The sequence below is a fragment of the Micromonospora sp. WMMD1102 genome, from assembly GCF_029626265.1.
GTDB lineage: Bacteria > Actinomycetota > Actinomycetes > Mycobacteriales > Micromonosporaceae > Plantactinospora.
Genome location: NZ_JARUBN010000001.1, coordinates 8,260,790 through 8,286,686, shown reverse-complemented (window position 1 = coordinate 8,286,686; position 25,897 = coordinate 8,260,790). Strand labels below are relative to the sequence as shown.

At 70.7% G+C, this 25,897-nt stretch carries 24 protein-coding genes; 6 read left to right on the top strand and 18 right to left on the bottom strand.

The features are described from left to right. Positions 1-69 precede the first annotated feature (69 nt). Together O7626_RS37660 and O7626_RS37655 are read right to left on the bottom strand one after the other, a co-directional pair. A complete protein-coding gene (locus tag O7626_RS37660; protein ID WP_278065702.1) occupies positions 70-1,182 on the bottom strand; it encodes a folate-binding protein in 1,113 nt (370 codons plus the stop codon). Positions 1,183-1,204: 22 nt separating this feature from the next. Next, complete coding sequence (locus O7626_RS37655; protein ID WP_278065701.1) at positions 1,205-1,633, bottom strand: Fur family transcriptional regulator; 429 nt, start codon at positions 1,631-1,633, stop codon at positions 1,205-1,207. A gap of 58 nt (positions 1,634-1,691) precedes the next feature. Between O7626_RS37655 and O7626_RS37650 the strand changes: the two genes are divergently transcribed. Continuing rightward, a complete protein-coding gene (locus O7626_RS37650) occupies positions 1,692-2,552 on the top strand; it encodes an aminotransferase class IV (protein WP_278065700.1) in 861 nt (286 codons plus the stop codon). A gap of 24 nt (positions 2,553-2,576) precedes the next feature. On the opposite strand, the gene O7626_RS37645 is transcribed toward O7626_RS37650, so the two are convergent. Both O7626_RS37645 and mtfM read right to left on the bottom strand, forming a co-directional pair. Beyond that, the gene (locus O7626_RS37645) at positions 2,577-3,170 is read right to left on the bottom strand and encodes a heme-binding beta-barrel domain-containing protein (protein WP_278065699.1); all 594 of its coding nucleotides are present in this window, start codon (positions 3,168-3,170) and stop codon (positions 2,577-2,579) included. 34 nt (positions 3,171-3,204) lie between these two features. Further along, positions 3,205-3,309, bottom strand: coding sequence for a small membrane protein MtfM (mtfM, locus tag O7626_RS37640; RefSeq protein WP_278065698.1), 105 nt, complete (start codon positions 3,307-3,309; stop codon positions 3,205-3,207). A 25-nt stretch (positions 3,310-3,334) separates the two neighbouring features. On the opposite strand from mtfM, the gene O7626_RS37635 reads away from it, so the two are divergent. Beyond that, positions 3,335-3,697, top strand: a complete 363-nt coding sequence (locus O7626_RS37635; protein WP_278065697.1) for a DsrE family protein — start codon at positions 3,335-3,337, stop codon at positions 3,695-3,697. A 25-nt stretch (positions 3,698-3,722) separates the two neighbouring features. Here O7626_RS37635 and O7626_RS37630 read toward each other — a convergent pair whose 3' ends face one another. Beyond that, the gene (locus tag O7626_RS37630; RefSeq protein ID WP_278065696.1) at positions 3,723-4,601 is read right to left on the bottom strand and encodes a hypothetical protein; all 879 of its coding nucleotides are present in this window, start codon (positions 4,599-4,601) and stop codon (positions 3,723-3,725) included. A 54-nt stretch (positions 4,602-4,655) separates the two neighbouring features. Continuing rightward, positions 4,656-5,129 carry a winged helix-turn-helix domain-containing protein gene (locus tag O7626_RS37625; protein WP_278065695.1) on the bottom strand — a complete coding sequence of 158 codons (474 nt, stop codon included), beginning with the start codon at positions 5,127-5,129 and terminating at the stop codon, positions 4,656-4,658. A gap of 317 nt (positions 5,130-5,446) precedes the next feature. Between O7626_RS37625 and O7626_RS37620 the strand changes: the two genes are divergently transcribed. Both O7626_RS37620 and O7626_RS37615 read left to right on the top strand, forming a co-directional pair. Then, complete coding sequence (locus O7626_RS37620; protein WP_278065694.1) at positions 5,447-9,844, top strand: S8 family serine peptidase; 4,398 nt, start codon at positions 5,447-5,449, stop codon at positions 9,842-9,844. Positions 9,845-10,027: 183 nt separating this feature from the next. After that, positions 10,028-10,807: a hypothetical protein gene (locus O7626_RS37615; RefSeq protein WP_278065693.1), complete on the top strand. Its 780-nt coding sequence runs from the start codon at positions 10,028-10,030 to the stop codon at positions 10,805-10,807. A gap of 38 nt (positions 10,808-10,845) precedes the next feature. On the opposite strand, the gene O7626_RS37610 is transcribed toward O7626_RS37615, so the two are convergent. The 4 genes from O7626_RS37610 to O7626_RS37595 all read right to left on the bottom strand — a co-directional run bounded on the left by O7626_RS37610 (position 10,846) and on the right by O7626_RS37595 (position 14,504). After that, the gene (locus tag O7626_RS37610; protein ID WP_278065692.1) at positions 10,846-11,640 is read right to left on the bottom strand and encodes a GAF and ANTAR domain-containing protein; all 795 of its coding nucleotides are present in this window, start codon (positions 11,638-11,640) and stop codon (positions 10,846-10,848) included. Positions 11,641-11,830: 190 nt separating this feature from the next. Beyond that, entirely contained in the window at positions 11,831-12,301 is a 471-nt protein-coding gene (locus tag O7626_RS37605) for a hypothetical protein (protein WP_278065691.1), read from the bottom strand. 458 nt (positions 12,302-12,759) lie between these two features. Further along, the gene (locus tag O7626_RS37600; protein WP_278065690.1) at positions 12,760-13,248 is read right to left on the bottom strand and encodes a MarR family transcriptional regulator; all 489 of its coding nucleotides are present in this window, start codon (positions 13,246-13,248) and stop codon (positions 12,760-12,762) included. Between the two features lie 8 nt (positions 13,249-13,256). Continuing rightward, on the bottom strand, positions 13,257-14,504 hold the full coding sequence (locus O7626_RS37595; protein WP_278065689.1) for an FAD-dependent monooxygenase: 1,248 nt from the start codon (positions 14,502-14,504) through the stop codon (positions 13,257-13,259). A 121-nt stretch (positions 14,505-14,625) separates the two neighbouring features. On the opposite strand from O7626_RS37595, the gene O7626_RS37590 reads away from it, so the two are divergent. After that, positions 14,626-15,438: an alpha/beta hydrolase gene (locus tag O7626_RS37590; RefSeq protein WP_278065688.1), complete on the top strand. Its 813-nt coding sequence runs from the start codon at positions 14,626-14,628 to the stop codon at positions 15,436-15,438. On the opposite strand, the gene O7626_RS37585 is transcribed toward O7626_RS37590, so the two are convergent. Further along, the gene (locus tag O7626_RS37585; RefSeq protein ID WP_278065687.1) at positions 15,413-15,907 is read right to left on the bottom strand and encodes a nuclear transport factor 2 family protein; all 495 of its coding nucleotides are present in this window, start codon (positions 15,905-15,907) and stop codon (positions 15,413-15,415) included. The genes O7626_RS37590 and O7626_RS37585 overlap by 26 nt on opposite strands. Positions 15,908-15,955: 48 nt before the next feature. Beyond that, positions 15,956-16,456 carry a hypothetical protein gene (locus O7626_RS37580; protein WP_278065686.1) on the bottom strand — a complete coding sequence of 167 codons (501 nt, stop codon included), beginning with the start codon at positions 16,454-16,456 and terminating at the stop codon, positions 15,956-15,958. A 166-nt stretch (positions 16,457-16,622) separates the two neighbouring features. On the opposite strand from O7626_RS37580, the gene O7626_RS37575 reads away from it, so the two are divergent. Continuing rightward, positions 16,623-17,087, top strand: a complete 465-nt coding sequence (locus O7626_RS37575) for a hypothetical protein (RefSeq protein WP_278065685.1) — start codon at positions 16,623-16,625, stop codon at positions 17,085-17,087. Here O7626_RS37575 and O7626_RS37570 read toward each other — a convergent pair. The 6 genes from O7626_RS37570 to O7626_RS37545 form a co-directional block, all read right to left on the bottom strand. Further along, positions 17,074-17,331 carry a hypothetical protein gene (locus O7626_RS37570; protein WP_278065684.1) on the bottom strand — a complete coding sequence of 86 codons (258 nt, stop codon included), beginning with the start codon at positions 17,329-17,331 and terminating at the stop codon, positions 17,074-17,076. The two genes, O7626_RS37575 and O7626_RS37570, sit on opposite strands and share 14 nt — an antisense overlap. Beyond that, the gene (locus tag O7626_RS37565; protein ID WP_278065683.1) at positions 17,321-17,623 is read right to left on the bottom strand and encodes a hypothetical protein; all 303 of its coding nucleotides are present in this window, start codon (positions 17,621-17,623) and stop codon (positions 17,321-17,323) included. The genes O7626_RS37570 and O7626_RS37565 overlap by 11 nt, the downstream gene beginning before the upstream one ends. A 349-nt stretch (positions 17,624-17,972) precedes the next feature. Next, entirely contained in the window at positions 17,973-18,971 is a 999-nt protein-coding gene (locus tag O7626_RS37560; RefSeq protein WP_278065682.1) for a helix-turn-helix transcriptional regulator, read from the bottom strand. A gap of 266 nt (positions 18,972-19,237) precedes the next feature. Beyond that, positions 19,238-20,761 (bottom strand): class I SAM-dependent DNA methyltransferase, encoded by a 1,524-nt coding sequence (locus O7626_RS37555; protein WP_278065681.1) that lies wholly within the window; start codon positions 20,759-20,761, stop codon positions 19,238-19,240. Then, the gene (locus O7626_RS37550; RefSeq protein WP_278065680.1) at positions 20,758-22,257 is read right to left on the bottom strand and encodes a restriction endonuclease subunit S; all 1,500 of its coding nucleotides are present in this window, start codon (positions 22,255-22,257) and stop codon (positions 20,758-20,760) included. The genes O7626_RS37555 and O7626_RS37550 overlap by 4 nt, the downstream gene beginning before the upstream one ends. Further along, complete coding sequence (locus O7626_RS37545) at positions 22,254-25,745, bottom strand: DEAD/DEAH box helicase family protein (protein WP_278065679.1); 3,492 nt, start codon at positions 25,743-25,745, stop codon at positions 22,254-22,256. Before O7626_RS37545 ends, O7626_RS37550 begins: the two co-directional genes overlap by 4 nt. Positions 25,746-25,897: the final 152 nt, after the last annotated feature.

The following is a 25,897-nucleotide window of genomic DNA, read 5'->3' as shown; positions in this document are numbered from 1 at the left end:
CCTAGCCGAGGCGCCCGTCGACCAACGCCGTCAGCAGGGCCGGGACCGCCTCGGGTCTGCCGGACGGAACTACTCCGGGTCGATCGCCGCGGCCGAGCCCTCGACCAGCAGCGCCGCGCTGTCGGGTACCGACCGCTTCAGCACGGCGAGCGCGACCGGACCCAGTTCGAAGTGCCGGACCGCCGTACCGACGAAGCCGACCGTGCGCCCGTCGGCGGTGACCGGGGCGCCGGCCGTCGGCAGCTGGTCGGTGGTCACCCCGTCCAGGTGCAGCAGCACCAACCGGCGCGGCGGACGACCGAGGTTGTGCACCCGGGCCACCGTCTCCTGCCCCCGGTAGCAACCCTTGTCCAGGTGTACGGCCGAGGCCACCAGCCCGACCTCGGACGGGATCGTCCGGTGGTCGGTCTCGAAGCCGACCCGGGGCAGCCGGTGCGCCACCCGCACCGCCTCGTACGCCCACAGCCCGGCGACCGGTGTGCCGGCGACGACGAGCGCGTCCACCACCTCCGGCACGCTGGCCCGGGGCACCAGCACGTCGACCCCGAGCCGAACCCGTCGCGCCCAGCCGCCGCCCGGAAGCGTGCGGACGTCGTACACGACGCTCGGTCGGGGTGGCACGGAGCCGGCGGCGAACTTCGGGCCCGGCACCCCGAGCAGGTCCGGTTCGGCCAGCCCGCTGACCCCGAGCGCGGCGACCGCCTCGCCGGCACCTGGGCCGACCAGGGAGAGCAGCGCCCAGTCGGCGGTGGCGTCCCGGGGGTCGACCCGGGTGAAGAAACGCATCTTCTCCAGATAGCCGAGGAGTCCCGTGGTGTCGCCGGGCTCGGTGTCCAGCCAGGTCGTCTCGCCGTCCTCGGCGACCATCGCGTGCTGCTCGACGTGCCCGTGCGGGGAGAGCACCAGCAGCTCGCTGCCCTGCCCGGCGCGCAGCGAGGCGAGGTGCTGGCTGGTCAGGGTGTGCAGCCAGCCGGCCCGCTCGGCACCGGGCACGGCGATCACGCCCCGGTGCGACCGGTCGACCAGCCCCACGTCGGTGGCGAGCAGCCGCTGCTCGCGGATCGGGTCGCCGTAGTGCGCGGCCACCGGGCGTACGCCGGCCGCGGCGTGCTCCGGCTCCGGCTGGTCCCGGGTCTCCTCGTCGATCGCCTCGACAGCCACCGCACCCGCGATGTCGATCATTACCGCCGCTCCCCGTGCTCCATTACCGCCGCTCCTCGCAGTCGCTCCGCCCGCAGACGCCGAAGAGCGCCACGTGCCCGATGTCGACCTGGAAGCCCCGTTCCGCCGCGAGCTTCTCGGTCAGCGGCCCGAAGATCTCCGGATCGACCTCGTCCACCGCCCCGCAGATCCGGCAGACCAGGTGCACGTGGGTGTCCTCACCCGCGGCGTGGTAGGTCGGCGACCCGTGGGACAGATGTGTATGGGTAACAAGCCCGAGGCGTTCGAGTAGTTCCAGGGTCCGGTAGATCGTGGTGATGTTCACTCCGGCGGCGACCTCACGGACCGCCGAGTGCACCTGCTCGGGAGTGGCGTGCCCGAGCTCCAGCACGGCCTCGAGGACCAACTGTCGCTGCGCCGTCAACCGCAGTCCACGGGAACGCAGCATCTCCGCAAGTGACGATTCCGACACCGACAAAGCATAGTGCGCATCGGCCGGGGCCGACGGGTCGGCGGCTACCCTCGGCGCCATGTCGAACGAACAACGGGTCGTCGCCGTACTCGGCCGGGGGTTGGTGCCGGCCGACGAGCCGGTGATCCGGGTGGACGACCGGGGCGTGTTACGCGGGGACGGGATCTTCGAGAGCATGCACGTCCGGGCCGGCCGGCCCTGGCTGGTCGACGCGCACCTGGACCGGCTGGCCCGGGCGGCGACCACCCTGCGACTGCCGCTGCCTGCCGTGGCGGAGCTGCGCGACCTGCTGGACACCGCCTGCGCCGGCTGGCCGGCCGACGCCGAGGGCCGGCTGCGACTGATCTGCACCCGGGGGCCGGAGGACGACACCGGGCCGACGGTCTACGCCATCCTCTCCGCGGTGCCGGAGGCGTCCCGCCGGGCCCGCCGGGACGGCATCCGGGTGGCGACCCTGCCGCTCGGGGTCGCCGCCGACGCCCGCACCGGCCGGCCGTGGCTGCTCAGCGGCTTGAAGACCACGTCGTACGCGCTGAGCGAGGCCGCCCGGCGCTGGGCCGCCGCGAACGGCGTCGACGACGTGCTCTGGACCTCGACCGACGGGTACGCCCTGGAGGGGCCGAGCGCCAACCTGGTCTGGCTGGCCGGCGAGCGGCTCTGCACCGTGCCGGCGGAGCAGACCGGGATCCTGCCCGGGGTGACCGCCGACTGGCTGCTCCGGCAGGCCGACGAGCTGGCCTGGAAGGTCGAGCACCGGCTGGTCACCCCCGCCGAACTGCACACCGCCGACGGGGCCTGGTTCACCTCCTCGGTACGCGGCCTCGCCGAGGTCCGCGAACTCGACGGGGTTCCGCTGCCCGCCTCGCCGCACACCGCGGTACTGGCCGACCTGCTCGGCTTCCCCGTCCCGAGTCACTGACCGGCCGGTGTCGAGCGGCGCGGGTCAGCCGCCGACCCGGAGCAGCCGGGCGGAGAGGTGCGGGGAGAGCGGGTGCCCGACCGCCGCCATCTCCTGCGCGTAGAGCAGCGCCCCCTCGACGATGCCGAAGAGCCGGTGCCCGCCGGTGACCTCCTTGGCGGTCGCGCTACGCACCACCGCGTCGGTGGCGATCTCGACCCGGGTGCCGGTGACCTTGCCGAGGTGCAGCTCCATGATCCCGGTCGGGGTGGTCAGCAGCACCTCCAGCTCGTCGGTGCCCTTGCCGTCGGCGTCCAGCACCGCCCGCCACCAGCCGACCTCACGCCCGGCGGGGCGGACCGGACGGCTCTGCTCGTCCAGGATCCAGGCCCGCGACTCGTAGTAGAGGAACGGCCGCCCGTCGTGGGTGATCCGGATCTCCTGGGCGTAGTCGAAGTCCTCGATGCTGGGGAACCCACCCCGCCCCCGCCCCCGCCACAGCCCCACGTACGGCAGCAGGCCGAGCAGCGCCGGGTGCAGGTCCGGCCCCTTACGCAGGTCGTAGGTCTCCTCGTACGGGTACGGCTCGACCGGCGGCGCGTTCAGCCAGGGCGGCGGCCCGATCGGGTTGTCGCTCACGTCATCCCTTCCGTTGGTGGCTGCGACACCGCACTCACCAACGACCTCTCGAAATTCTCACGGCCAGGTAGACCAGGTAACCGGCGAGCGCGCCGAAACCCGCGACCAGCAGGCTGACGAACCCAATCTCGGTAACCATGACGGGTAGATCCTATGCTGGCGGCATGGCACGCACCCTGGTCGTCAAGGCCACCGCCGGATCGGATTCGCCGGAACGCTGCGCGCAGGCGTTCACCGTGGCCGCCACGGCGGTCGCCTCCGGGGTCGAGGTGTCGCTCTGGCTGACCGGCGAGTCGAGCTGGTTCGCCCTGCCCGGCCGGGCCGACGAGTTCGAGCTGCCGCACTCCGCACCCCTGGCCGAGCTGCTGCACGTGATCCTGGCCGGTGGCCGGGTGACGGTCTGCACCCAGTGCGCGGCGCGCCGGGAGATCGGCGAGTCCGACGTCCTTCCCGGGGTGCGCATCGCCGGGGCGGCGGTCTTCGTCGAGGAGGCGATGGCCGACGGCGCCCAGGCGCTCGTCTACTGACCCGGGCGCCCCTCCGCGCAGCCGGTCATCCGGCGCAGCCGGTGCTGACGGCGACCCGGATCTGGCCGGCGCCGCTCTCCACCAGCACGCTTGTCGGGCCGCTGCGGTAGGCGTACATCTCGGTGCCGTCGGCGACCACGACGGCGCCGGCCGGGCGGGGCAGCGCGGCGCTCAACGGTCCGGCCGGCGTGCCCCGGCCGGTGGCCCGCGCGGTCCAGGTGGTGCCCTGCCCGGGGCAGGGCGCGGCGACCAGCCCGACCGGAGTCGGCTCGGTCGCGCCGAGCGCGCCGAGCAGCCGGAGCGGGTCCGGCTCGGCCGCCGGCAGCAGCAGCGGCCCGGACCGGATCTGCGGTTCACCGGAGACCGGCCGGCAGCCGGTGGAGACGGTCAGCTCGACCACCCCGGGACCGGCCTGCCCGCCGTCGACCGCCACGAACTCGCCCGCGTCGGCCCGCAGCGCGTGCACGCTTCCGTCGGCGCTGTGCCGGACCACGGCCCGGTACGCCGCCGGCAGCCGGTCGGCGATCCGGTCCAGCAGGGCGGGCACGTCCGCGTCCGGGGCGTGCATCACGACCGTGGCGTCCAGCGAGGCGCCGTCCCGGACGACCGTCAGTTCGCAGCCGTCGGTGACCCGTCGTTCGGCGATCTGGACCGCGACGTCCGGCCCGGCTGCCGCGACGAGTTGGCCGAGTGCCCGGTCGACCACCGGTCCGGCCTGCTCGACGGTGCGTTGCTCCTTCACCGTCGGCTCGTCCCGATAGACCGAGACGGCGGTGAGTGCCAGCAGCAGCACCGCCCAGCCGACCGGGCCGACGAACAGCCAGCGCCGCCACCGGGGCGGGGCCGGAGGGTCCGGCTGGCCGGGCCAGGTCGGTGCCGGGGCGTCGATGCTCACGCCCGCCATGGTGGCACGGCAGCCGTCGGGGGTCAGTGTCCAGGGGCGGTAGCCGTCGGGGGGTCAGTGTCCAGGGGCGAGCCGGTAGCCGACGCCGCGTACGGTCTGCACCTGCGGACCGCCCTCGACGGCGCGCAGCTTGCGGCGCAGCCGTTTCACGGCGGAGTGCAGGATGGCGGTGTCGCCGAGGTAGGCGCCGCCCCAGACCGATCCGAACAGTCGCTCGTACGTCCACACCCCCAGCGGCGCGCTGGCCAGTCGGGCCAGCAGTTCGCGTTCCAGCCGGGTCAGCGCCAGCGGCTCGCCGCGCCAGGTGACCAGGTGGCCGCCCGGGTCGACGGAGAGGTCACCGAGGCTCACCGGCCCCGGTTCGACAGGTGTCCCGTTGCCGATCGCCGGAAACAACATTGCCCGCAACTCGGACAGATCCGAACAGATGACGACAGTGCCGAAGTCGTCGAGTCGTCGGACCACCCGCTCCCGCACCGCGACATCCGTGGACACGCACACGACGAGCGGGACTTCTCCGTTTGCCACCTCGCTCCACTCCTCCCCCGTCGACTGCGGGCCCTAGCCAAACGGGTTTGACCGGGCGAGTCAACAGCGACGCTAACCGATGTAGGGCAATCGGCTCCCTCCTGACCGACATACGCCTAGTTACTGCCTAGATACTGGCCGACATCGGGCATTGATCACTACCCCGGATCAGCCAGAGCATTACTCCAAGCCGATGTGGGGGGCGCTGTCCGTGAGCAATCGTCGGACCCACGCGTGCCGGCAGCGCCGGGCGACCCGGAGCTGGCAGGAACAGGCTCCCGAGACGGCTCGGGACGCCGACCAGTGGGGGAGGAACCATGTCGCATCGATCCGGCCGGAGCCGGGCTGACCGGCCGAGACGCTGGCGTTTGGTGGCGGCGGCCGCCGCCGTGCTGCTCGGGGTCACCGCACAACCCGCGGTCGCCACGGCCGCCGGGCCGGAGGCGGAGGTGAGTCGGGAACTGCTCGCCGAACTCGCCGCCGAGGGCAGCACGACCTTCACCGTCTACCTGCGGGAACGCGCCGAGCTGAGCGGGGCGGCGCGGGTCGCCGACGCCGACGACCGAGCCGGCGCGGTCTACCGGACGCTCACCGCCACCGCCGAGCGCAGCCAGCGCGACCTCCGCGCCGACCTGGACAAGCGGGGGGCGAAGTACCGGTCGTACTGGATCGCCAACGTGCTGCGGGTGACCGGTGACCGTGCCCTGCTCGACGACATCGCCGCCCGGGACGACGTACAACGCATCGATCCCGCTCGTAACTACGAACTGATCAAACCGGAGCCGTTCCGGGCCACCACCGACGCCGGTACGAACGCGGCCGAGTGGAACGTCACGAACGTCGAGGCGCCCCGGGTCTGGTCCGAGTTCGACACCCGGGGCGAGGACGTGGTCGTCGCCAACATCGACAGCGGCGTGCAGTTCGACCACCCGGCGCTGCGCGGCTCCTACCGGGGCAACACCGGCAGTGGTTTCGACCACGACTACAACTGGTTCGACCCGGCCGAGGTCTGCGCCAGCGCGGCGCCGTGTGACAACAACGGCCACGGCTCGCACACCATGGGCACGATGGTCGGCGACGACGGTGCCGGCAACCAGGTCGGCGTGGCACCCGGTGCGAAGTGGATCGCCGCGAAGGGCTGCGAGACGAACAACTGCTCCGACGGCTCGCTGCTCGCCGCCGGCCAGTGGGTGCTCGCCCCGACCGACCTGAACGGGCAGAACCCCCGGCCGGACCTGCGCCCGGATGTCGTCAACAGCTCCTGGGGCGGCGGCCGGAACGACGAGTGGTACAAGCAGACCGTGGTCGCCTGGCGGGCGGCCGGCATCTTCCCCAGCTTCTCCGCCGGCAACGACGGGCCGGGCTGCAACACCACCGAGAACCCCGGCGACTACCCGCTGACCTACGCGGCCGGGTCGTACGACGTCAACAACAACATCTCCAGCTTCTCCGGCCGGGGCGTGTCCAGCATCGACGGTTCGGTGAAGCCGAACATCGCCGCACCGGGCAGCAACGTCCGGTCCAGCCTGCCCGGCAACGGCTACGGCACCGGCAGCGGCACCTCGATGGCCGCCCCGCACGTCTCGGCCACCGTCGCACTGATCTGGTCGGCGGCACCCGGGCTGAAGGGCAACATCCCGGCCACCGAACGGCTGCTCGACGACACCGCCACCGACGTGGACGCGCTCACCTGCGGCGGCACGGTCGACGACAACAACACCTTCGGCGAGGGCCGGCTCAACGCGTACCAGGCGGTGCTGGCGGCGCCGCGCGGCGACTCGGGACGGGTCACCGGCACCGTCACAGGTGCCGCCACCGGGGAGCCGGTCGCCGGTGCGCAGGTGCGGGCCGGCGAGATCGGCACCGTCACCGACCCCGACGGCAGGTACGCCCTGGTGCTGCCGGTCGGCACCCACGAGCTGACCGCCGCCGGGTACGGCCTCGTCCCCGGCACCGCCACCGTGACCGTGGCCCAGGGCGACGTACTCACCCAGAACTTCGCCCTGGCGGCGGCCCCGATGGTCACCGTCAGCGGCAGGGTCACCGACGGTTCCGGACACGGCTGGCCGCTGTACGCGAAGATCCAGGTCTCCGGCCGCCCCGGTGGCCCGGTCTTCACCAACCCGGCGACCGGCGCGTACTCGTTCACCGTCCCCGGCGGCGCCACCTACCGGCTGGACACCACGGTCGTCTACCCCGGCTACCGGCCGGTCAGCACCGAGGTGGCGGTCGAGACCGCCGCGAAGACCGTGAACGTCAGCCCCACCGTGCTGCCGGCCTGCACCGCCGCCGGCTACACCGCCGGGATCAGCGACCCGCTGCTGACGGAGAGCTTCGACGGCACCTCGGCCCCGGCCGGCTGGTCGGTGGTGAACCGCACCGACAAGGGGGGCTGGGCGTTCGACGACCCGGCCGGCCGGACCAACCTGACCGGCGGCACCGGCAACTTCGCCATCATCGACAGTGACGCGCTGGGCGGCGGCAACACCCAGGACACCGACCTGGTCACGCCGCCGCTGGACCTCTCCGGGACCGGTGCGCCGCTGCTGCGTTTCAACAGCGACTGGCGGGCGGTCGGGGTCAGCGACACCGCCGACGTCGACGTCTCCACCGACGGCGGCGGCAGCTGGACCAACGTCTGGCACCAGACGGTCAGCCGGCGCGGCCCACGGGTCGAGGAGATACCGCTGGACGCGGCGGCCGGCGCGCCGGACGTCCGGCTGCGGTTCCGGTTCAAGGGCACCTTCGCCTGGTGGTGGCAGGTGGACAACGTCGCGCTCGTCAACCGGACCTGCACCCCGAAGCCGGGCGGCCTGGTCGTCGGCTTCACCACCGACGCCAACACCGGCAACCCGTTGAACGGGGTGACGGTGGCCAGCGACAACCAGCCGGCCGACAAGGGCGTCTCGGCGGCGACCCCGGACGACCCGAACATCCCGGACGGCTTCTACTGGCTCTACTCCAGCCTGACCGGCGCGCAGCCGTTCAGCGCCAGCCTGGCGCCGTACCGGTCGGCCGGCAAGCAGGTGACGGTGGTGGCGGACGACGCCAGGCGGGCCGACTTCGCGCTGAAGGCCGCCCGGCTGACGGTCACCCCGACGAACCTGGAACTGCACCAGCCGTACGGCAGCACCCGGAACGTCACCGTGAAGGTCACCAACACCGGCAACGCGCCCGCCACGGTGCGGTCGCTGGAACGGGGGGCCCGGTTCAGCGAGCTCTCGGCGAAGGGCGCGGAGCTGGTGGAGTACCGGATGAAGGGGCTGAGCAAGGGTCGGACCGGGACGGCCTACGGGCCCGGCACCGGCACCGCCGCCGCGGCGCCGCAGGTCGACGACGCCTGGACCCGGGTGGCGAACCTGCCGGCGGCGATCTTCGACAACTCGGCGGTGACCCTGGACGGCAAGGTCTACTCGATCGGTGGCGGTGCCGACACCGGCAACGAGCGGAAGAGCTGGGTCTACGACCCGGCGACGAACGTCTGGACGGCGCTGCCGGACATGCCGACCGCACGGTCGAAGCCGGCGGTCGCCGCGCTGAACGGCCGGATCTACGTGCTCGGCGGCTGGGGTGCCGGTGACGCCCCGGTGGAGACGGTCGACGTGTTCGACCCGGGGACCGGCACCTGGACCACCCTGGCCGGGGTGACCAACCCGGCGCCCAGGGCGGCGGCGGCGTTCGCGACCAGCGGCGGCAAGCTCTACGTCGTCGGTGGCTGCGGCGACAACGAGTGCTCGGTGGACACCGCCGACGTGACGGTCTTCGACCCGATCACCGGCACGTTCGGCAGCGCCGCCGACTATCCGCAGGGCTCCTCCTGGATGTCCTGCGGTGGCGTCGGCGGCAAGGTCTACTGTGCCGGCGGGGTCGGCACGGTGGAGTTCAAGAACGGCTTCGTCTACGACCCGGCCAGCAACGCCTGGAACTCGCTGCCGGACATGCCGCTGGACCTGTGGGGTTCGCAGTACGCGGCGGCCGGCGGCATGCTGGTGCTGGCCGGTGGCGCCACTGCGGCGTCGACCACACTCACCAACCGGACGATCGGCTACGACCCGGTGGCCGGCGCCTGGGTGAACCTGCCGAACGCGCAGTTCGCCCGCTATCGGGGCGCCGGCGTCTGCGGGGCGTACAAGGTGGGCGGTTCGCCGAGTTCGTTCGTCGGGTCGGCGGAGACCGAGCGGCTCGGCGGGCTGGAAGCCTGTCTGGAGGGGGGCGAGGCGTCCTGGCTGAGCACCACGCCGGACACCTTCACCCTGGCGCCCGGTGCGTCCCGGACGGTCACCGTCACCCTGACCGCCACCGCGGCGGCCGGGGTCGCCCAGCCCGGCACCTACGCCGCCGAGCTGGGTCTGGTCACCGACAGCCCCTATCCGGTACCGGTGGTCGAGGTGGAGATGAACGTCTCGCCGCCCGGCAGCTGGGGCAAGATCCAGGGTACGGTCCTCGGCCGGACCTGCGGTGGTGCCGAGGTGCCGCTGCTGGCGACGGTCCGGGTCAACCCGGCCGCCGACCCGGCCGCCGGCCACACCCTGGCCACCAGGGACAAGGGTTTGTACTCCTGGTGGCTGCCGAAGGGCCGGTACGACGTGATCGTCGCCAAGGACGGCTGGGTGCCACAGGTGAAGCGGCAGCAGATCCAGGCCAGCCTGGTCAGCACGCTCGACTTCACCCTGGAACCGGTGAACCCGTGTCCGGCCCGGCTGGGCGGGATCTGACCGGCGGTTCGGCCGGGTGCTGACCCGGCGGTGACCGACGAGCGGCGGCGCCCGCCGTCCCCGGGTGGGGGCGGCGGGCGCCGCCGTTGCCGTCCGGCGCCCGCCCGGTGGCGGCGGCTCCGGGCGGTGGGTCGGGCCGGGGACGTTGACACTGCGGCCGTACCCGTTGGTAACCTGCCGGGCGTGATCGACGAGGCCGGATCGCCGCCCCCGCAGCACGTGCTCTGTGTGCTCGGCGCGGGGCTGGACCTCGACCTGGTGGCCCGGCTGGCGGCCGAGATCGGCGGCCCGGACTGCACCCTGGACGCGGAGTACTCCCGACCCGAGCCCGACCCGCGGATGGTCGCCTCGTTCCGGTCCTCGCTGACCAGCCCGAGCTTCACCGACGCCGACCGGCGGGCGGTGCGGGAGCACGACACGGTGGCGTACCTGCTCTCGCCGCCGGCCACCCGGCAGACCGCGATCGAGGTGTCCCGGCGGATGCTGGCGCTGACCGCCGCGCTGCTGCGGGCCGGCGCGACGGCGGTACGCAACGAGAGCAGCGGCCTGGCGCACGGCCGGGACCGCTGGCTCGACCTGGCCGACCGGGCCGCCGCCGCGACCGACGAGCCGGCCCTGGCGGTGGTGTTGCACCGGGCCTGGGTGAAGCGGCCCATCACCGACGGCGTCGCGGTCTACAGCTGCGGGATGCATCTGCTCGGCGCGCCGGACGTCGAGCTGCGCGCCGGGCCGCCGACCGGACCGGCCGGGCCGGCCGAGGTCGACCCGCAGGTACGCCTGCTCGACGCCCTGGCCCGCTATCTGCTGAGCGAGCCGGGCGGCCGGCGGGTCCGCGACGGTGAGACGTTCGCGCTCGCCCCCGACGCCCCGCACTGGGTGCTCGGCAGCCGCGACTGCGCCCGTTACGACCCCGACGACCTCTACCGCAACCCGTACGGCTACTGGTGCCTGACCCCCGGCTAGGGTTTACGGGGTCACGGAGTCGCTGATCCGTCCGCCGACTACTCGGGGGCCGGGGCGCGGCGCTGCTCCGGGCCGAGTTCACCGGTTTCGGCCAGGATCCGCGCGACCTCCGACACCTTGACGTTCGTGTGCTGGCTCGTCCGGACCAGCAGCACGAACGCCTGGTCGGCGGTGAGCCGGTAGCGCTCCATCAGGATGCCCTTGGCCTGGCCGATCAGGTCCCGGGTGCCGATCGCCTGGCCGAGGTCGTACTCCCGCCGCGCTCCGGCCATCGCCACCGCGGCGTGGGCGGCGAAGAGCAGCCCCACCTGCTCCGACTCGTCGTCGAAGGTGCCGGCCTCCGGTGAGTACAGGTTGAGTGCGCCGAGGTTGTCGTGCTCGACGTACAACTGGAACGAGAGCATCCCGCGTACGCCCAGCTCGGCGGCCCGGCCGGCGAAGTCGGGCCACCGGGTGTCCCGGGTGAGGTCGGCCACGCGTACGGTCCGGTGTTCGAAGACGGCGTCCAGGCACGGCCCCTGGCCGGTGTCGTACTGCGCCTGGTCGACCCGGCGGGCCAGCTCGTGCGTCGCCGCCCGGGTCCACACGGAACGCTTGCCCTGCACCACGGTCAGGCCGGCGAACGCCGTCCCCGGGATGGTCGGGACGGCAGCCGCCACGATGCTGGTCAGCGTGTCGTCGAGGCTCTCCTCCAGCTGGAGGGTGCGCGCCAGCTCACTGAGCGTCTGGGCCAGGTGCTCGGGTTTGACCCCGCCGGTGTAGCTCACCGAGGGCTGGCCCTGGCCGCCTGGATGGCTGTGGCCGCCCGTGCCGACGTCGCCGCTTCCCGTCATGGAACCTCACCACTCCCCGCGGCCACGGGCCGAACCTGCTCGTCGCCCGGAGCCTCGACCAGCGTCTGACCACCACCCTGATCCGGCATCGCCGTATCCGAACGGTAGCCCGGACATCCGTCCGAGTCGAATGTCGGTTGGTACGACGTGCCCGCCGGGCCGATCCCGCGCACGTCGGCGCCCGGGGTGCTCACTCCGCCGCGTTCGAGGGCCGGTCACCGTCACCGCCGGCGCCCTTCTCGAAGAAGAGGGACACGTCCTCGAAGCGCGAGCCGAGATAGAAGCAGAGCCCGAGCACCGCCGCCGCCACCGCGAGGGTGCCCGGTCCACCGGTCGAGATGTCCGGGCCGAAGAGACCGACGAACCATGGCAGTACGGCGAGCAGCAGCAGGTTGACCAGGACACCGGTCAACAGCCAGCGAAGTTTGGTCCAGGTCCCGGTGCGCCCCGATATCCAGCCGGAGTAGCCGGTGACGGTGCCGATCCAGTCCAGCCCGGCGTTGACCAGATAGGCGGCGAGCAGCGGAACGACCCAGCCCCAGCCCCAGCCGCCGTCGAAGTCCATGCCGGGCAGGGCCAGGCCGAGCACGGCGAGGGCGGCCGTCGGCAGGACCGCGACCGGGCTGATCGTGAGGCTCACCCGCCAGGTCAGCCCTGCCATCCGGGTACTCCCTCCCGCACGCCGTTCGCCTCGGCCACCGGCCGGTCCGCGGCTCCCCGTCGTCGACATCCGGATCGTCGGCCATCCCGCCATGCTATCGGCGTGATTCGATCTTCGGCTGCTCTGCTCCGGGTTGCTCCGGGTTGCCCAAACTGTTGCCGTCACGGGGTGTCGTCGGCGTACGAGTCCCGCCGTGGAGCCAGGTGTGCCGGAACCTACACATGCGCGGACGTGTGCCCGGACGGGTCACACGACTCGCCCCGAGCGCCAGTGCTCGCGGCCGAAGAGCGACTCCCGGCGACCGCGCTCCCGACGGCCGACCGCATCGACAACACCGGGGTCAGGGCGGCGGCCTTCCTGGCCGTACTCCGTCTTGGGCGGGCGCAGCCGCGTCGCGGTGCCAGCGCTTTCGTCCACGCGGTTCGCACGGTGCGACGTCCGGTCCCCCCGGCGGCGGCTCAGGCGGACCGCTGCGCGGTGTCGCCGCCGCGAAGGCGGTCCAGTTCGGCGAGGTACATCGCCCGCATGCGGTCATAGTGCCGGACCAGCAGCATGACCTCCTGGACGCTGTAGCCGTCGACGAGCCGCTCCGCCCGCTCGGCGAACCGTTCGTACGGCTGCTCCAACTCGGCGATCCGCTCCGGCCGCAGGGCGACGATCACCCGCCGCCGGTCCGCCGGATCGCGCTCGGCCGTCACGTAGCCCGCCTGCTGGAGCCGGCGGAGCATGCTGGTCACGGCCCCGGTGGTCAGGTTGGTCCGCTCGGCGACCTGCCCCGCGGTGGCGGATCCGGCGTCCGCCAGGTAGTCCAGGCACTCCAGGTCGCTCACGGTGAGGCCCAGCCGCTCCGCGATGGCGTACCGGAACACCATGGACAGCCGCGACATCTCCCGCCCGGCGCGCATGAGGTCGGCGATCGCGGACGCCCGGGCCGGCTCGTGGGACATGCCCGCAATCATGCCTCCGGCACGGTGACCCGGTGCAACCGAGGTAACACGCGCGTCAGCACCCAGTGCGGTGCGGCCGCGCCCCCGGTGAGCCGGCGCATCAGCCCGGCGGCGGTGTCGACGGCGCGGAAGGCGTAGGGCACCATCTCGTCCTGGTAGCCGGCGATCGCTTCCTCGACCGGCGTGCCGTTCGCCCGCGCCCTGACGAGCCGGTGGCCGAGCAGGGCGGCGTCGCGGAGCGCGGTGTTGCCGCCGTGGGCACCGAACGGCGGCATGACGTGCACGGCGTCGCCCATCATCGTCGCCCAAGGCACCGCCCACTGGCGCGGGCGCTGACCGGTGGCGAAGAGGTTGAGTACCGTGGCGTCCAGCTCGGCGGTGTCGACCAGCCGCCGGATGAGCGGGTGGAAGTCGGTGCTCATCCTGGCCGCCAGCTCCCGCAGCGCCAGCAGGTTTCCGCGGATGCCGACGGGCACCTCCTCCTGCCGGAGCAGCAGTCCCCACATGACGTAGTCGTCGCCGGTGGGCGCATAGCTGCCCGGTGCCAGGCGCGCGAACGCGGCGCGCGGGCTTTCGCCGAACCGCATGGAGGTGAAGAAGAAGGCCCGGCCCGGCCGGTCGGCGATGGCCAGGACCCCGCTGGTACGCAGCGCGTCCGGGATGACGCTCTCGCCGCCCAGCCGCAGGGGCGACCGGCCGTAGATGCCCGCCATCGGGGTGTTCGTCGGGCTTGCGTCCGGCATGAGCTGCGCGCGCAGTGCCGAGCCGACGCCGTCCGCGCCGACGACGACGGACGCCGCGACGGCCCGGCCGTCGGAGAACCGCAGCCGCAGCCCGGCCGGGCCGTCGCTGTCCACCGCGACGGCGGACTTGCCGTAGTGGATGCGTCGGTCCAGCCCGGACATCAGGATCGACCGCAGGGTCAGCCGGTCGACCTGGCGGGTCGCGTGCGACTCGCTCTTGAAGTTGATGGTGAACGCGTCCCGCAGTCGGCTGTCGGTGAAGCGCAATTGTCCGCCGGGCTCGTCGCCGGTGGTCAACGCCAGCCGGTACAGCGGGCGGGGCAAGCTCTCGCGCAGCGCCCTGAGCCCGTACCGGTCGAGGATGATCCGGTAGCCCTGCTGCCGGACGAAGGGTCCCGGGTCCCGCTCGTAGACGTGCACGTCGATGCCGGCGCGCATCAGGTACTGCGCGAGGCAGAGGCCGGAGAGGCCGGCACCGGCGATCGCCACGGAGAAGCCAGTCGATATTCTCATGCAGTTATCTTAATGACCAAGATGATTTCGGCAAGGGCGCCAGCGTGTCATGATCGCTCCCTGTGAAGCGTGCCCGGCGTGGTGCGCGGACCATGGACGGATGACTGGTCGTGGTGAACGGATGACGTCCAAGGCCGCCTGTCGCGAGTCTTCGACGGTCTACGAGGCAGCCGACGGCAGCGAGCTGCCCCTGCTGCTCTTCGAGCCGGCCGAGGGCACCCGGAGCACGGCCGGGATCGTCCTGTTCCACGGCGGTGCCCTGCGCACCGGCTCGGCCGACGGGCTGGCCCCGCACTGCCGGCAACTGGCGTCGCGCGGGATCTTCGCCGTGTCTGCCGGATATCGGCTGCTCGGTCAGGGTGCCGGAAGCATCGACGACTGCGTCGCCGACGTCCGGCGGGCGGTCGGACGCTTCGGGAGGCTGGCCGCGTCACGCGGGCTCGCGGCGTCCTGTCTGGCCTCGGGCGGCAGCTCGGCCGGTGCCCATCTCGCTCTGGTCGCCGCGATGATCTCCCCTGGTGACCCGGCAACGGCGCCCGAGCCCGGCGTCGCTGCCGTCGTGGCCCTCAACCCGGCGGGCCTGGATCTGCTCGCCTTCGCACCGGAACTCCGGCGCTCCATCGAACAGGCGGCCGGCATCGCTGCGGGACGGGCGAGCGACTACTCGCTTGTCGAGTTCGTGCGGCCGGGAAATCCGCCGATGCTGATCCACCACGGCACCGACGACGATGTTGAGCCGATCGACCACGTGCGGCGGTTCCGGGACGCGATGGTGCGGGCCGGTAATTACTGCACGCTGCTCGAATACGAGCATGCCGAGCACGGGTTCCACTACCCCGGCGACAGCGGGCACTTCGACGACGTCGTCGACGCCACGGCCCGGTTCCTCGCCGACCGGGTCGCAGCCGCTAGCGGGGCGCCACCCTCGGCATGATCCGCTGTTCCCCGGTGGCGGCCATCGAGTGCATCGTCCCGCTGGCGAGCGGGATCAGCCGGGCCAGGCCGGACTGTCCGTTGCGCCGGGCCAGCTCGGGCCCGAGGCGGGTCATCAGCAGAGTGAGCGCCGGCAGAGGCCGGACATAGAGGGTGATCTCGTTGATCAGGCCGTCAACGCCCAGGCGCAGCCGCTGGGCCTCGTAGAGCCGCGTCGTGCCGAGCTGCGCCTCGTAGAAGAGCGCCACGGTACGGCCGTCGGCGACCTGGTCGGTGTAGGTGAGGTCGTCGATTGCGGCCAGGGCCACTTCGAGCAGGGTACGTATCTGCCGGTGGCCCTGGAAGGTGAACCGCTCGGTGATCGGCGAAACGAGAGTGACGTCAGGGCTGAGGGCGGCGACCGCTCCGGCGGCGTCACGGGCCTCGCCGGCGGCCCGCCATGCGGCCACAGCGTCGTACGACTGATCCACGGTCACTCCCAGGTCTGCTGTGGTTGCCGGGCGGCAGATGAGGTCGACTCACCGAGACGGAGCCGCTGATCTTTGTTGCCAGCCTTCCCGGGATCGGCGAGCGTAGGAAACGGTAGTCGCAACCAGCAACACCGCCCCGGTGAAAAAGTAGGTGTTGATCCCGATGCCCGCCCAGAACTCGCCCACCGAGATGTCCTGCGTCCCCACGAAGCCGCCGCGACGGATACCCGTGACCATCAACAGGTTCTCGGCCATGCCCGGGACGCCCCTGACGACGAGCAACACGCTCCCGATCCACAGTGGCGTCAGCAGCACCCACCGAGGGAGAAGGCGAGCCGGCGGGCGGGCTGTAGCCACCACAACGGCTGCCCCAACGGCCGACATGACGATGAGTACGACGTTGTAGACGACGTAAGCCGTCATGCCCCAGGGGCCGTCACCGGTCGGATCGTCACCGGGAAACAGCACCAGGACCACGTGGGACAGCACAAAGAAGATCAACCATGCCAAGGCGCCGTACGCCCAGCGCGAACTCCTGAGAACAGACATACCAGTACCATCGCGAGGCGGGTCCGACGACGCCTCCCGCCGCAGCCGGGTTCGGCTCCCTCAGCAGAGGGAGGCAGGGTGGTCTCGACATCCGCAGGCTCGTCATCGGCGGCCGGCTGTGAGAAAGGAAGCGGACACTCACGGTCGGCGGGAGATGGCTACCCTCGTGAGCGACCGAGCGGGGGTCGGCATGGCGGCGCTGATCGAGCACACCGAGCTGTACGTCGATGTCGACTATCGACTGTTTGCCATCATCGACGACAGCAACGACCGGCGCAACGTGCCACCCCCGCCACACGAGCTCGGTCACTGGGTCAGCTCCACGCCGGGCTACGTGCTGGTCGAGAACATCGACGACGCCGTGGTGCTGGGCAGCGACACCCGGCTGGAGACGTGGGACGGGCCCGCCGACTTCGACCCGACCGGCTGGGACCGCAGCGACGTCCTCGAGGTGGCGTTCGAGTCGGGCATCCTCGGGTTCTCCAGCGGCACGGCCGGCGGCATCGCCGACGCCTACCGCCTTCCCCCGGGCCGCCGATGGAGCGTACGGCTGGCCTGGCGCAACGAGGCGCCACCCGCCCCGGACGAGCTGCCGACCGCGTCAGTCCTCATCCAGTTCAGTCCGGCCTGAGCCGCCGGGCCGGCCGGCGCGGGACCAGGCGCCGCAGCCCGGCGAGATGGACGAACACCTCGCGCTTGTCGACCGCATCGCCGCGCCGGTCGAGCACATACCCGGAAAGCCAGACCCAACCGTGGTACGTCGGCCTCGGATCCACCGACAGCACCCGGAACACCAGCGCCCGCTCCCCGGCGAACTGCACCGACGCCCGACCGTCGATCCGCAGCAGATCCCCGGGCCGGGGACTACCCGGCATGCCTCGCCAGCACGTCCACCCGAGCCATCAGCTCCATACACGGCTTGTGTGGCGGCACGGACTCCCAATGGCAGCACAACGGATCATGGCCACGAATCCAGACCCAGAGGTGGCCGCCGTCGGAGCGGGTGATGCCCTTGTCGACCCGGACGATCCGGATGTCGACGTACCCCTCGACGTCGGCGCCCCGGCGGTGGTGCGACCACTCGCCCGACTCGAACCGGATCCGGGTGTCGACCGGCAGGTCCGGAATCTCCGGCGGCGGAATGTGCGGCGGCCGGGTCACCGGCATGGCCCCGCCACCCGCAGCCAGCGCCGGCCGTCCCAGCGGTAGTCCCGCACCCGACGGCGGCGCCGGAACAAGCTTCGTACGGTCCTCAGCACGTCGTGACCTCCAGGTACGCCACGACGCCCCGGAGCACAGCTCACGGAGCGCCGCTCAGTGGGCGAATCATCGAGGCCGGTCCGAGATGTCGGGGGACGGCATCCCGGACCGACCAGGAACACCAACCAGGCCCTCGGAGCCACATGACCCGGACGACGTCCCCACACGCAGCGTCACCCGGAAGGCACGGTGAGATCCAGACAGTGGGCGTCCGTTGCCTGTCCGGTGGCCCATGTCCGGTGATCCGGACAGGCCGTCAGCCAGCGATGGAGAGAGCTTCCCGGTACTCCAGGGTCCACTCGGCATCCCGCTGATCGTCCGGCAATCCGTTCAGTCCAGCACGGAGGTTGTCTGCCGCCGACACACTGTCGCCGAGAGCCAGATACGCCAACCCGAGACCCATCCGGGAGAACGTCGGCGTCAGCCAATACGCGAGGGCCGGCGGCGTCTCCGATTCGGCCGCCGTCGTCAGGTCGCTGGCCTCGCCGAGCAGTTGCAGGGCGGCGGCACGGTCACCGATCAGCGCGTATCCGTGTGCGGCCTGCACCGCGTCCCCGACGCGCTGAAGGGCGTACGCCCCAGGGGTGTGGTACGCCGAGAGGAAGTGCCGGACGATCCCGCGCGGGTTGCCACGCTGGCGCTCGACGTAGCCACGGAAGTTCTCGACCTGCGCCGCGAGCGGGCCGCTGTCGACCGCGTCGGCCTCGTCCGCAGCCTCGATCAGCACTCGCGTCGCCTCCGCGTCGCGGCGCCCCTCGGCGTACAGCCAGCCGATGAACTGGGTCCACTCGGCGACGACCTCGTACAGTTCGGCCGTGTGCGGGCCACGGGCCTGCACGGCGAGGCTCTGCACGGTGCGCCACTGCGGCACGGACCACGGCAGCATCGCCGGGGCGGGCAACGCATCGTCAAGCCGGCGCTGGGCGGCCAACGTGTCGGCGAGTGTTCGCACGGTGGCGGCGTCCAACCGTGACGGGCGTGCGGCCACGTACGCGAGCCGTTGATCGTCGTCTGGAGTGGTCACGGCCGGTGCTTCGACCACGAGCGCGGCGAGCGTCCCTTCCGCTTGAAGGGCATCGTCCAGTCGCCAGGCGGCTTCGAGGGTCGGCTTGGCCCTGGCCGTCTCAAGGTCGTGCAACTGGCTCTTGCTGTAGTAGGCGCGGCGGGCGAGGTCTCGCAGAGACAGGTCGCGAGCGGTACGTAGTTCGCGCAGGCGCGCCGGGAATCGCGGGTCAACGATCGGCGTGTGCGGCATGACGTACTCCCAGGTTACGGCTGGGCTAATGGCGCTCCGGGCCTTACCCCCCGGACCACCGCTTCGGACGGTACACCTCACAGTTGCTTAGTGCGACCATCGTCCTGCTCCCCGTCACGCACGTCGGCCGCTCGGCGAGCACTCGCATGATCAGGTAGCGTTCGGCCGGCCAGAACCGGCCGAACGCTACCTGATCACAGACGTGATGCCGTGAGAATTGGCCAGCGACGACTGTTGGGCAGGTCGGGTTCCTCCGGTACGCGGGCCTACCTCGACTCCTCCGGCATGGCCCCTTCGACCGTAGTTGTCGTCGTACGCGACGACAACGCCTCGGCGATGGCACTGAACTCGCGCAGCGCGGCCTCCAGGTCCTCCACGATCTCCTGGGCGATCACCTCGGGAGGCAACAGCGCGTCGGCGTCCTCCAGCGAGGCGTCCTTGAGCCAGGTGATGTCGAGGTTGACCTTGTCCCGGGCAATCAACTCGTCGTAGTCGAAGGGCCGGAACCGCTCGGTCTCGACCCGTTCGGCGCGGTCCTTGCCGGGCAGGTAACAGTCGACGAAGTCTTGCAGGTGCTCCCGGCGCAGCGGGTTCTGCTTGAGCGTGAAGTGCTGGTTGGTGCGGAAGTCGTAGACCCAAAGCTTCGTCGTCCATGGTTCCTCACGGGCGCGCTTGCGCTCGAAGAAGAGCACGTTGGCCTTGACCCCGCCGGCGTAGAAGATCCCGGTGGGCAGCCGGAGCAGCGTGTGCAGGTCGTACTGCTTGAGCAGCCGGCGCCGGATCACCTCACCCGCGCCGCCCTCGAAGAGCACGTTGTCCGGCAGCACCACGGCGGCGCGGCCGTCGATCTCCAGCAGCGACGCGATGTGCTGGACGAAGTTGAGCTGCTTGTTGGCGGTCGTGGCCCAGAAGTCGTCGCGTTCGATCTCCCGCTCTTCGCGGGTCGCCCGGCCGTCCTCGCCAACCATCCGGATCGAGGAGCTGCGCCCGAACGGCGGGTTGGCCAGGACCAGACTGGCCCGCCGCTCCGGCTTCTTGCCAAGGGCGTCCCGCACCTCGATCAGCGACGGGCCGTTGGGCGTGCCGATGCCGTGCAGCAGCATGTTCATCGCAGCCAGCCGGGCGGTGCCGTCGACCAGTTCGGTGCCGCCGATCGCGCCGTGGGCGAGCCGACGTCGCTGGTCGGGGGTCAGCGTGGCACCGTGGTTGCGCATGATGTGCTCGTACGCGGCGAGCAGGAAGCCGCCGGTGCCGCAGGCGGGGTCGGTGATCGTGTCGTCCGGGGTCGGCAACATGCAGTCGACCATCGCGGCGGTCAGGGCACGCGGGGTGAAGTACTGCCCGGCCCCGGACTTGGTGTCCTCGGCACCCTTGGCCAGCAGTTCCTCGTAGGCGTCGCCCTTGACGTCGACACCCGCCTGCGACCACTTCTCCTTGTCGATCAGGTCCACGACCAGCCGCTTCAGCTTCGCCGGATCCTGGATCTTGTTCTGCGCCTTGCGGAAGATCGTGCCGAGCGTGCCAGGCTCGTGCGCCAGCCCGGTCAGAATCCTCCGGTACTGCGCTTCCAGTTCCTCACCGTCACTGTCCAGCAACGTCTGCCAGCTCAGCTCGTCGGGAACGATCTTCTCCGACCTGAGCGGCCGATTCGCCCGCTCGTCGGCCATCTTGAGGAACAGCAGGAAGGTCAACTGCTCGACATAGTCGATTGTGGAAACTCCGTCGTCGCGCAGCACGTCGCAGTAGTTCCAGAGCTTCTGCACCAGCCGGCGCGAATCCACATTACTCACAGCGGCAGCTCTCCCTGCTGGTAGTCACGACCGATCACCCTGGTCGGCGGCGCCGGCTTGTCCTTCTGGGTACGACGTCCACGCGCCGCCCGCTGCTTCGGCGGTACAGCCGCCCGCTCCGCCCTGATCCGCGCCAACAACTCCGACGCCGGCTCGTCGTTCGGGTCCTGCGGCACGAGCCGACCGGCGAACGCTGTCGCCAGCAGTGCAGTGCGTAGCCCGACAGCCTTGCGACGGGCGGACTCGATAGCCTTTTCCATTCCGTCCAACAACGACAGGTATTTCTCTGCCAATTCAACCAGGTGCGCCTGCTCGGCTAACGGCGGCACAGGGACGGGGAACTCTTTCATCTTACGCAGACTAATCGAGGCGAGATTGACGCTCTGGAGCCCGTTAACCTCGAACCATCGTCGCCCGAAGCCGTTCGCGTGCCACGCTAGCAACTTGGGATGCAGGACACCCTCGGAGATTCGGGCACGGAATACGTGATTCTGATGGATGCAATCGGGCACCTGATCCTCCCAAATCCATCCCCGACCAAGTTTGTCCCGATCGCCACCCTCATTGAGAAGTACGTCCCCTTGCCGAAGCCGCAACTGTTGAGCCTTTTGCGGCGCAACCCGGATATGCGCCACGTCAGTAAGGTCCAGATACGCCCGTTGCACGTTTGCAACCCGGAGGTACGGAACCTCGACGAAGCTCGGATCAGATTGTCGCTTACCGTCCTTCGTAACTCCACCCACAACATCAGCAATTTCCCGCAGTCGCATCCATTTCCATGCTTTAGGAAGAGGTGGCAGCTTACCGTCATCAACACCAGCTGGGTCGAGACGAGTGCCCGCCACGCGATCGGAGCGAAGGCTGAGCTGACCAGTACTCGCAGCGAGCATAACTTGGTCACGAAATCGGCTGACGCGGCCAGTAAGCGCAGATAACTGCGCAACCCCCGAATCAACAACCGATAAATGATCTTCAAGAACAGATACGATGCGGCACTGCTCGGCGAGTGGAGGAACTGGAACCGGGAAGTTTTTGATCTTCGATAGACTAATCGAGGCAAGATTGACGCTTTGAAGGCCATTTCGCTGGAACCAATGTTGACCGAATTCATTAGCATGCCACGCCAAAATCTTCGGATGGAGGACACCACCTCGAACGCGAGCCCGAAACACATGATTCTGGTGGATACAGCCTGGAATCTGGTCCTCCCAGATCCAGCCACGCCCCAGCTTGTCGCGGTCGCCACCTTCGTTCAAGAGCACGTCGCCCGCAAGAAGTCGAAGGCTCCGAGCCTTCTCCTCCGACACCCGAATCGTAGCCACATTGGAGAGGTCAAGATAGCCTCGCTGCACGTTGGCAACTCTGAGGTAAGGAACTTCGACGAAGCTCGGATCGGACTGCCGCTTGCTGTCTTTGGTTACACCTCCGACAACATCGGCAATCTCACCGAGGGTCGTCCACTCCCAGGATGGAGGGATTTCGAACGGAGCGCTCAAGCGGACAACTCCTGGTTCAGCTCGGTGATCAGGGGGGCGGCTCGGGTGCCGAAGGCGTTCACGTAGCCATCCACCCCGCCCCGCTCCGTGAACGGAGCCCCGTCCAGGTCCTCCGGCCGGAGTTCCACGCTCACCGCTATCACGTCCTTGATCCTCTCCAGCCACCACTCCTGGTCGGCTGTGAACGTAGCGCCGCCCTGCTTCTGCTGGTGCAGCCACCCTCGGAACCGCTCCTCGACCAACGACCGGTACGGCTTCAGCTCCTCGTCGATCCCCAACTCATACCTGACCAGCGAGATCAGGTCGGTGACGCCCCGGTTGCCCGGCTCCGCCGCCGTACGCCCCAGCAGCACGTACGCCTGCCAGAGCGAGTCCGGGGTCCATGCCTGCGGTGGCCGGGCGATCCGGGCCGCCAACTCCTTGAGCTGGTCGAACCCGACCCGCCCCTTCCCCTCGTAGAACACCTGTAACGCGGTTATCTCGTCCCGGTGCGTCTCCAGATAGTCGTGCCAGCTCCGCACGGTGACCTGGGCCCGCTCCTCCAGCGGCACCCCGCGCGCCTCCAGCAGCGTGTCGAGGTTGCCCTCGTCGATGACGATGTCGTGCGCCCGCCGGATTTCCATGATCCGGTCCCGCAGCTCGGGCTTGGCGGCCAGCGGGCGCAGCGCGGTCGCCATCAGCCCGCGTACCGCCTCCGGGCCGGCCTCCCGGGCGGCGTTCAACTGTTCCGGCGCGACCGCGTCGACCAGGCCGCGCACGATCTCGTTCATCGGCTGGCCGGCCAGCTCGTCAAGCTCGCGCTTCTCCTCCTCGGTGAGCTGCTGGCCCAGCCGGGAGAGCCGGGAGACGAGGGTGGCCACCTCGTCCGGGGTGGCTCTGAGCCGGCCCGCCTTGCCGAGCAGCTGGCTCAGCGACACCTGCCGTTCGGTGTGCCGTTCCAGGGGCACCGCCTCGTCCAGGTCGGCCTCGGTCACCCCGACCGCGTCGACGAGAACGAACCGGTCCTTCACCTCGGCGTCCTCGGTCACCGCCTGGAACTCGGCCGGGTCGATGGTCCGGGCGCCCCGCCCCTTCATCTGCTCGAAGTAGGTGGCGCTGCGCACCGGGCGGAGGAAGAAGACGCACTCCAGCGGGCGTACGTCGGTGCCGGTGGCGATCATGTCGACGGTGACGGCGATCCGCAGCTCGGGGCTGTTCCGGAACGCCTGGATCAGGTCGTCGGGGTTGTTCCCCTCCCGCCGCGAGGCATAGGTGATCTTCTGCGCGAAGTCGTTGCCCCGGGCGAAGACCTCGCGGACCATTTTGACGATCTCCTCGGCGTGGTTGTCGTCCCGCGCGAAGATGAGCGTCTTCGGCACCTTCGACCGCCCCGGGAAGATCTCGCCGAACAGCCGGTCCCGGAACGTCTCCAGCACCAGCCGGAGCTGCCCCCGGGAGATGACCGACCGCCCGACCTGGCCGCCCTCGTACGCGAAATCGTCCTCCAGCTCCTGGTAGCGCTCGGACCGGGTCCGCCGGTCCCGCAGCGGCACCACCGTGCCGGCCTCGATCCGCTCCCCGGACTCGGTGATCTGCGTCTTGATCCGGTACACGTCGAAGTCGACGTTGACGCCGTCCGCGACCGCCTGCTCGTAGGTGTATTCCGAGACGAGGTTCTGCTGGAAGAAGCCCAATGTCTGCTTCACCGGCGTCGCGGTCAGGCCGACCGTGAACGCGTCGAAGTATTCGAGCACCGCCCGCCACTTGCCGTAGATCGAGCGGTGGCACTCGTCCACCACGATCAGGTCGAACGTCTCCGGCGGGATCTCCGGGTTGTAGCCGACCTCGGCCGGCTCGTCCAGCTCGTAGTCGTCGTACGCCTGGTCGTCGGTGTCGACGTCCGGCAGCTCGCTGCCGCGCAACGCCCCGTAGAGGCGCTGGATGGTGGAGATGACGACCTTCGACGAGCCGAGCATGCCCGCCCCGGAGAGCCGATCGACGTTGTACAACTCGGTGAACTTCCGCCCGTCCCCCGGCGTCTGGTAGGCGGCGTACTCCCGGAGGGTCTGCTTGCCGAGGTTGTTGCGGTCGACCAGGAACAGGATCCGGTTGGCCCGCGCGTGCCTGAACAGCCGGTAGCTGCCGGTCACGGCGGTGAACGTCTTGCCGGCGCCGGTCGCCATCTGGACCAGCGACCGGGACCGGTCCTGCGACAACGACCGCTCCAGCCCCCGGATCGCGTCGACCTGCGCCGGCCGCAGCCCGTCGCCGTCGAGCGCCGGCATCGCGCGCAGCCGGGCCCGCAGCGTCGGCGCCGCCGGATCGTCGTCCGCCTCCCGCATCCACCGCGCCAGCGTCTCGGGCCGGTGGAAGGCGAAAACCTCCCGGGTACGCGGGGACGGGTCCAAGCCGTTCACGAACGCCGTCTCGGTGCCGGTGGCCAGGTAGCCGAACGGCAGCGGCTCGTCCCGCCGCCACGCCCGGATCCGCTGCTCGGCGGTCAGCCCGCCCCGGTAGCGGTCCAACTGTGCCTCGGCGTTCCGGGGGGCGGTCCCCTCCCGCTTCGCCTCGACGACCCCGACGAGCTTCTGGTCGACGTAGAGCAGATAGTCGGCCCGGCCGGTGGCGAGGGTGACCTCGCGGACGGCGATCCCCGGCCCGGCGAAGAGGTTGAGCTGGTTCTCGTGCTGGACGACCCAGCCGGCCGCCGCGAGCTGGCGGTCGATCTCCTGCCGGGTCTGCCACTCGTTGAGCGGCTCCCGGGACGCCCGCCGGGCCCGGGAGATGAACTCCTCCCGCTTCGCCGCCGAGACCCGGACCGGCTTGCGGGCGTCGAACTCCCGCTGCGCGTATTCGGCCTGCGCCTCCAGGGTGGCGACCAGGTCGACGGTGGTCTCCCGGCGGGCGTCCGCCTCGCGTACCGCCCGGTCCGCCGCCGCGACCGCCTCCGCCCTGGCGGCGGCGAGCGACTTCTTGCCGGCCAGCAGCAGCTTGGTCTGCGCCAGCTCCTCCTGATAGCGGCGAAGCGCGGCATGCAGCCCGTCCACCACCGACTGCGGGACCTGCTGCGGCGGCGGGCTCGGCGGCACGAACCCGATCGGGGTACGGTCCCCGGTCAGCGCCCGGTGGAACCACACGCCGAGTTCGAAGCTGGTCCGCAGCAGCTCCAACGCGCTGCGCACCTCGCCCAGGTGGTCGTGCACCGCCTTGTTTCCGACGTCGCGCAGCCGGTTGAAGGCGGCGAAGATGTGCGGCACCAGCGCGCCGCTGGCGTTCAGCGCCTGCACCTGGTGGAAGAAGCTCCCGCCCGCCGGATTCGCCCCGGTACGGCGTACCAGGTCCCGGGCCAGCACGTCGCCGAAGGTCCGGGTCTTGAACATGGCCGCCTGGGCGTCCACATAGACCAGTGATTCGGCACTCGCGCCATACCAGAGCAGCAGTGGGTGTGCGTGGAGGAAACCGAAGTTGGCGGACTGCTCCGCCAGTTTGCGTGTGTACCGAGGATCCATGAGTCCCACTCGCTCCGTAGCCGTCGGCGAACAGGTCAGGATAGTGCGCGGCGAGTGGGGACGAAGACCCACGAACGACCGACAAATAAGCGGCTCCGGGCGACTCACCCGTTACGAGTACGATGAATATCGGCTGCTCAGGCAATTGTTGA

What these genes read in the sequence shown, in the direction of transcription:
- O7626_RS37590 (WP_278065688.1), top strand. Translation starts at nt 14,626, where the DNA reads ATGACGTCCAAGGCCGCCTGTCGCGAGTCTTCGACGGTCTACGAGGCA.
- mtfM (WP_278065698.1), bottom strand. Translation starts at nt 3,309, where the DNA reads ATGGTTACCGAGATTGGGTTCGTCAGCCTGCTGGTCGCGGGTTTCGGC.
- O7626_RS37545 (WP_278065679.1), bottom strand. Translation starts at nt 25,745, where the DNA reads ATGGATCCTCGGTACACACGCAAACTGGCGGAGCAGTCCGCCAACTTC.
- O7626_RS37610 (WP_278065692.1), bottom strand. Translation starts at nt 11,640, where the DNA reads ATGACGGGAAGCGGCGACGTCGGCACGGGCGGCCACAGCCATCCAGGC.
- O7626_RS37570 (WP_278065684.1), bottom strand. Translation starts at nt 17,331, where the DNA reads ATGCCGGGTAGTCCCCGGCCCGGGGATCTGCTGCGGATCGACGGTCGG.
- O7626_RS37650 (WP_278065700.1), top strand. Translation starts at nt 1,692, where the DNA reads ATGTCGAACGAACAACGGGTCGTCGCCGTACTCGGCCGGGGGTTGGTG.
- O7626_RS37580 (WP_278065686.1), bottom strand. Translation starts at nt 16,456, where the DNA reads ATGTCTGTTCTCAGGAGTTCGCGCTGGGCGTACGGCGCCTTGGCATGG.
- O7626_RS37600 (WP_278065690.1), bottom strand. Translation starts at nt 13,248, where the DNA reads ATGTCCCACGAGCCGGCCCGGGCGTCCGCGATCGCCGACCTCATGCGC.
- O7626_RS37630 (WP_278065696.1), bottom strand. Translation starts at nt 4,601, where the DNA reads ATGGCGGGCGTGAGCATCGACGCCCCGGCACCGACCTGGCCCGGCCAG.
- O7626_RS37565 (WP_278065683.1), bottom strand. Translation starts at nt 17,623, where the DNA reads ATGCCGGTGACCCGGCCGCCGCACATTCCGCCGCCGGAGATTCCGGAC.
- O7626_RS37560 (WP_278065682.1), bottom strand. Translation starts at nt 18,971, where the DNA reads ATGCCGCACACGCCGATCGTTGACCCGCGATTCCCGGCGCGCCTGCGC.
- O7626_RS37635 (WP_278065697.1), top strand. Translation starts at nt 3,335, where the DNA reads ATGGCACGCACCCTGGTCGTCAAGGCCACCGCCGGATCGGATTCGCCG.
- O7626_RS37660 (WP_278065702.1), bottom strand. Translation starts at nt 1,182, where the DNA reads ATGATCGACATCGCGGGTGCGGTGGCTGTCGAGGCGATCGACGAGGAG.
- O7626_RS37605 (WP_278065691.1), bottom strand. Translation starts at nt 12,301, where the DNA reads ATGGCAGGGCTGACCTGGCGGGTGAGCCTCACGATCAGCCCGGTCGCG.
- O7626_RS37620 (WP_278065694.1), top strand. Translation starts at nt 5,447, where the DNA reads ATGTCGCATCGATCCGGCCGGAGCCGGGCTGACCGGCCGAGACGCTGG.
- O7626_RS37595 (WP_278065689.1), bottom strand. Translation starts at nt 14,504, where the DNA reads ATGAGAATATCGACTGGCTTCTCCGTGGCGATCGCCGGTGCCGGCCTC.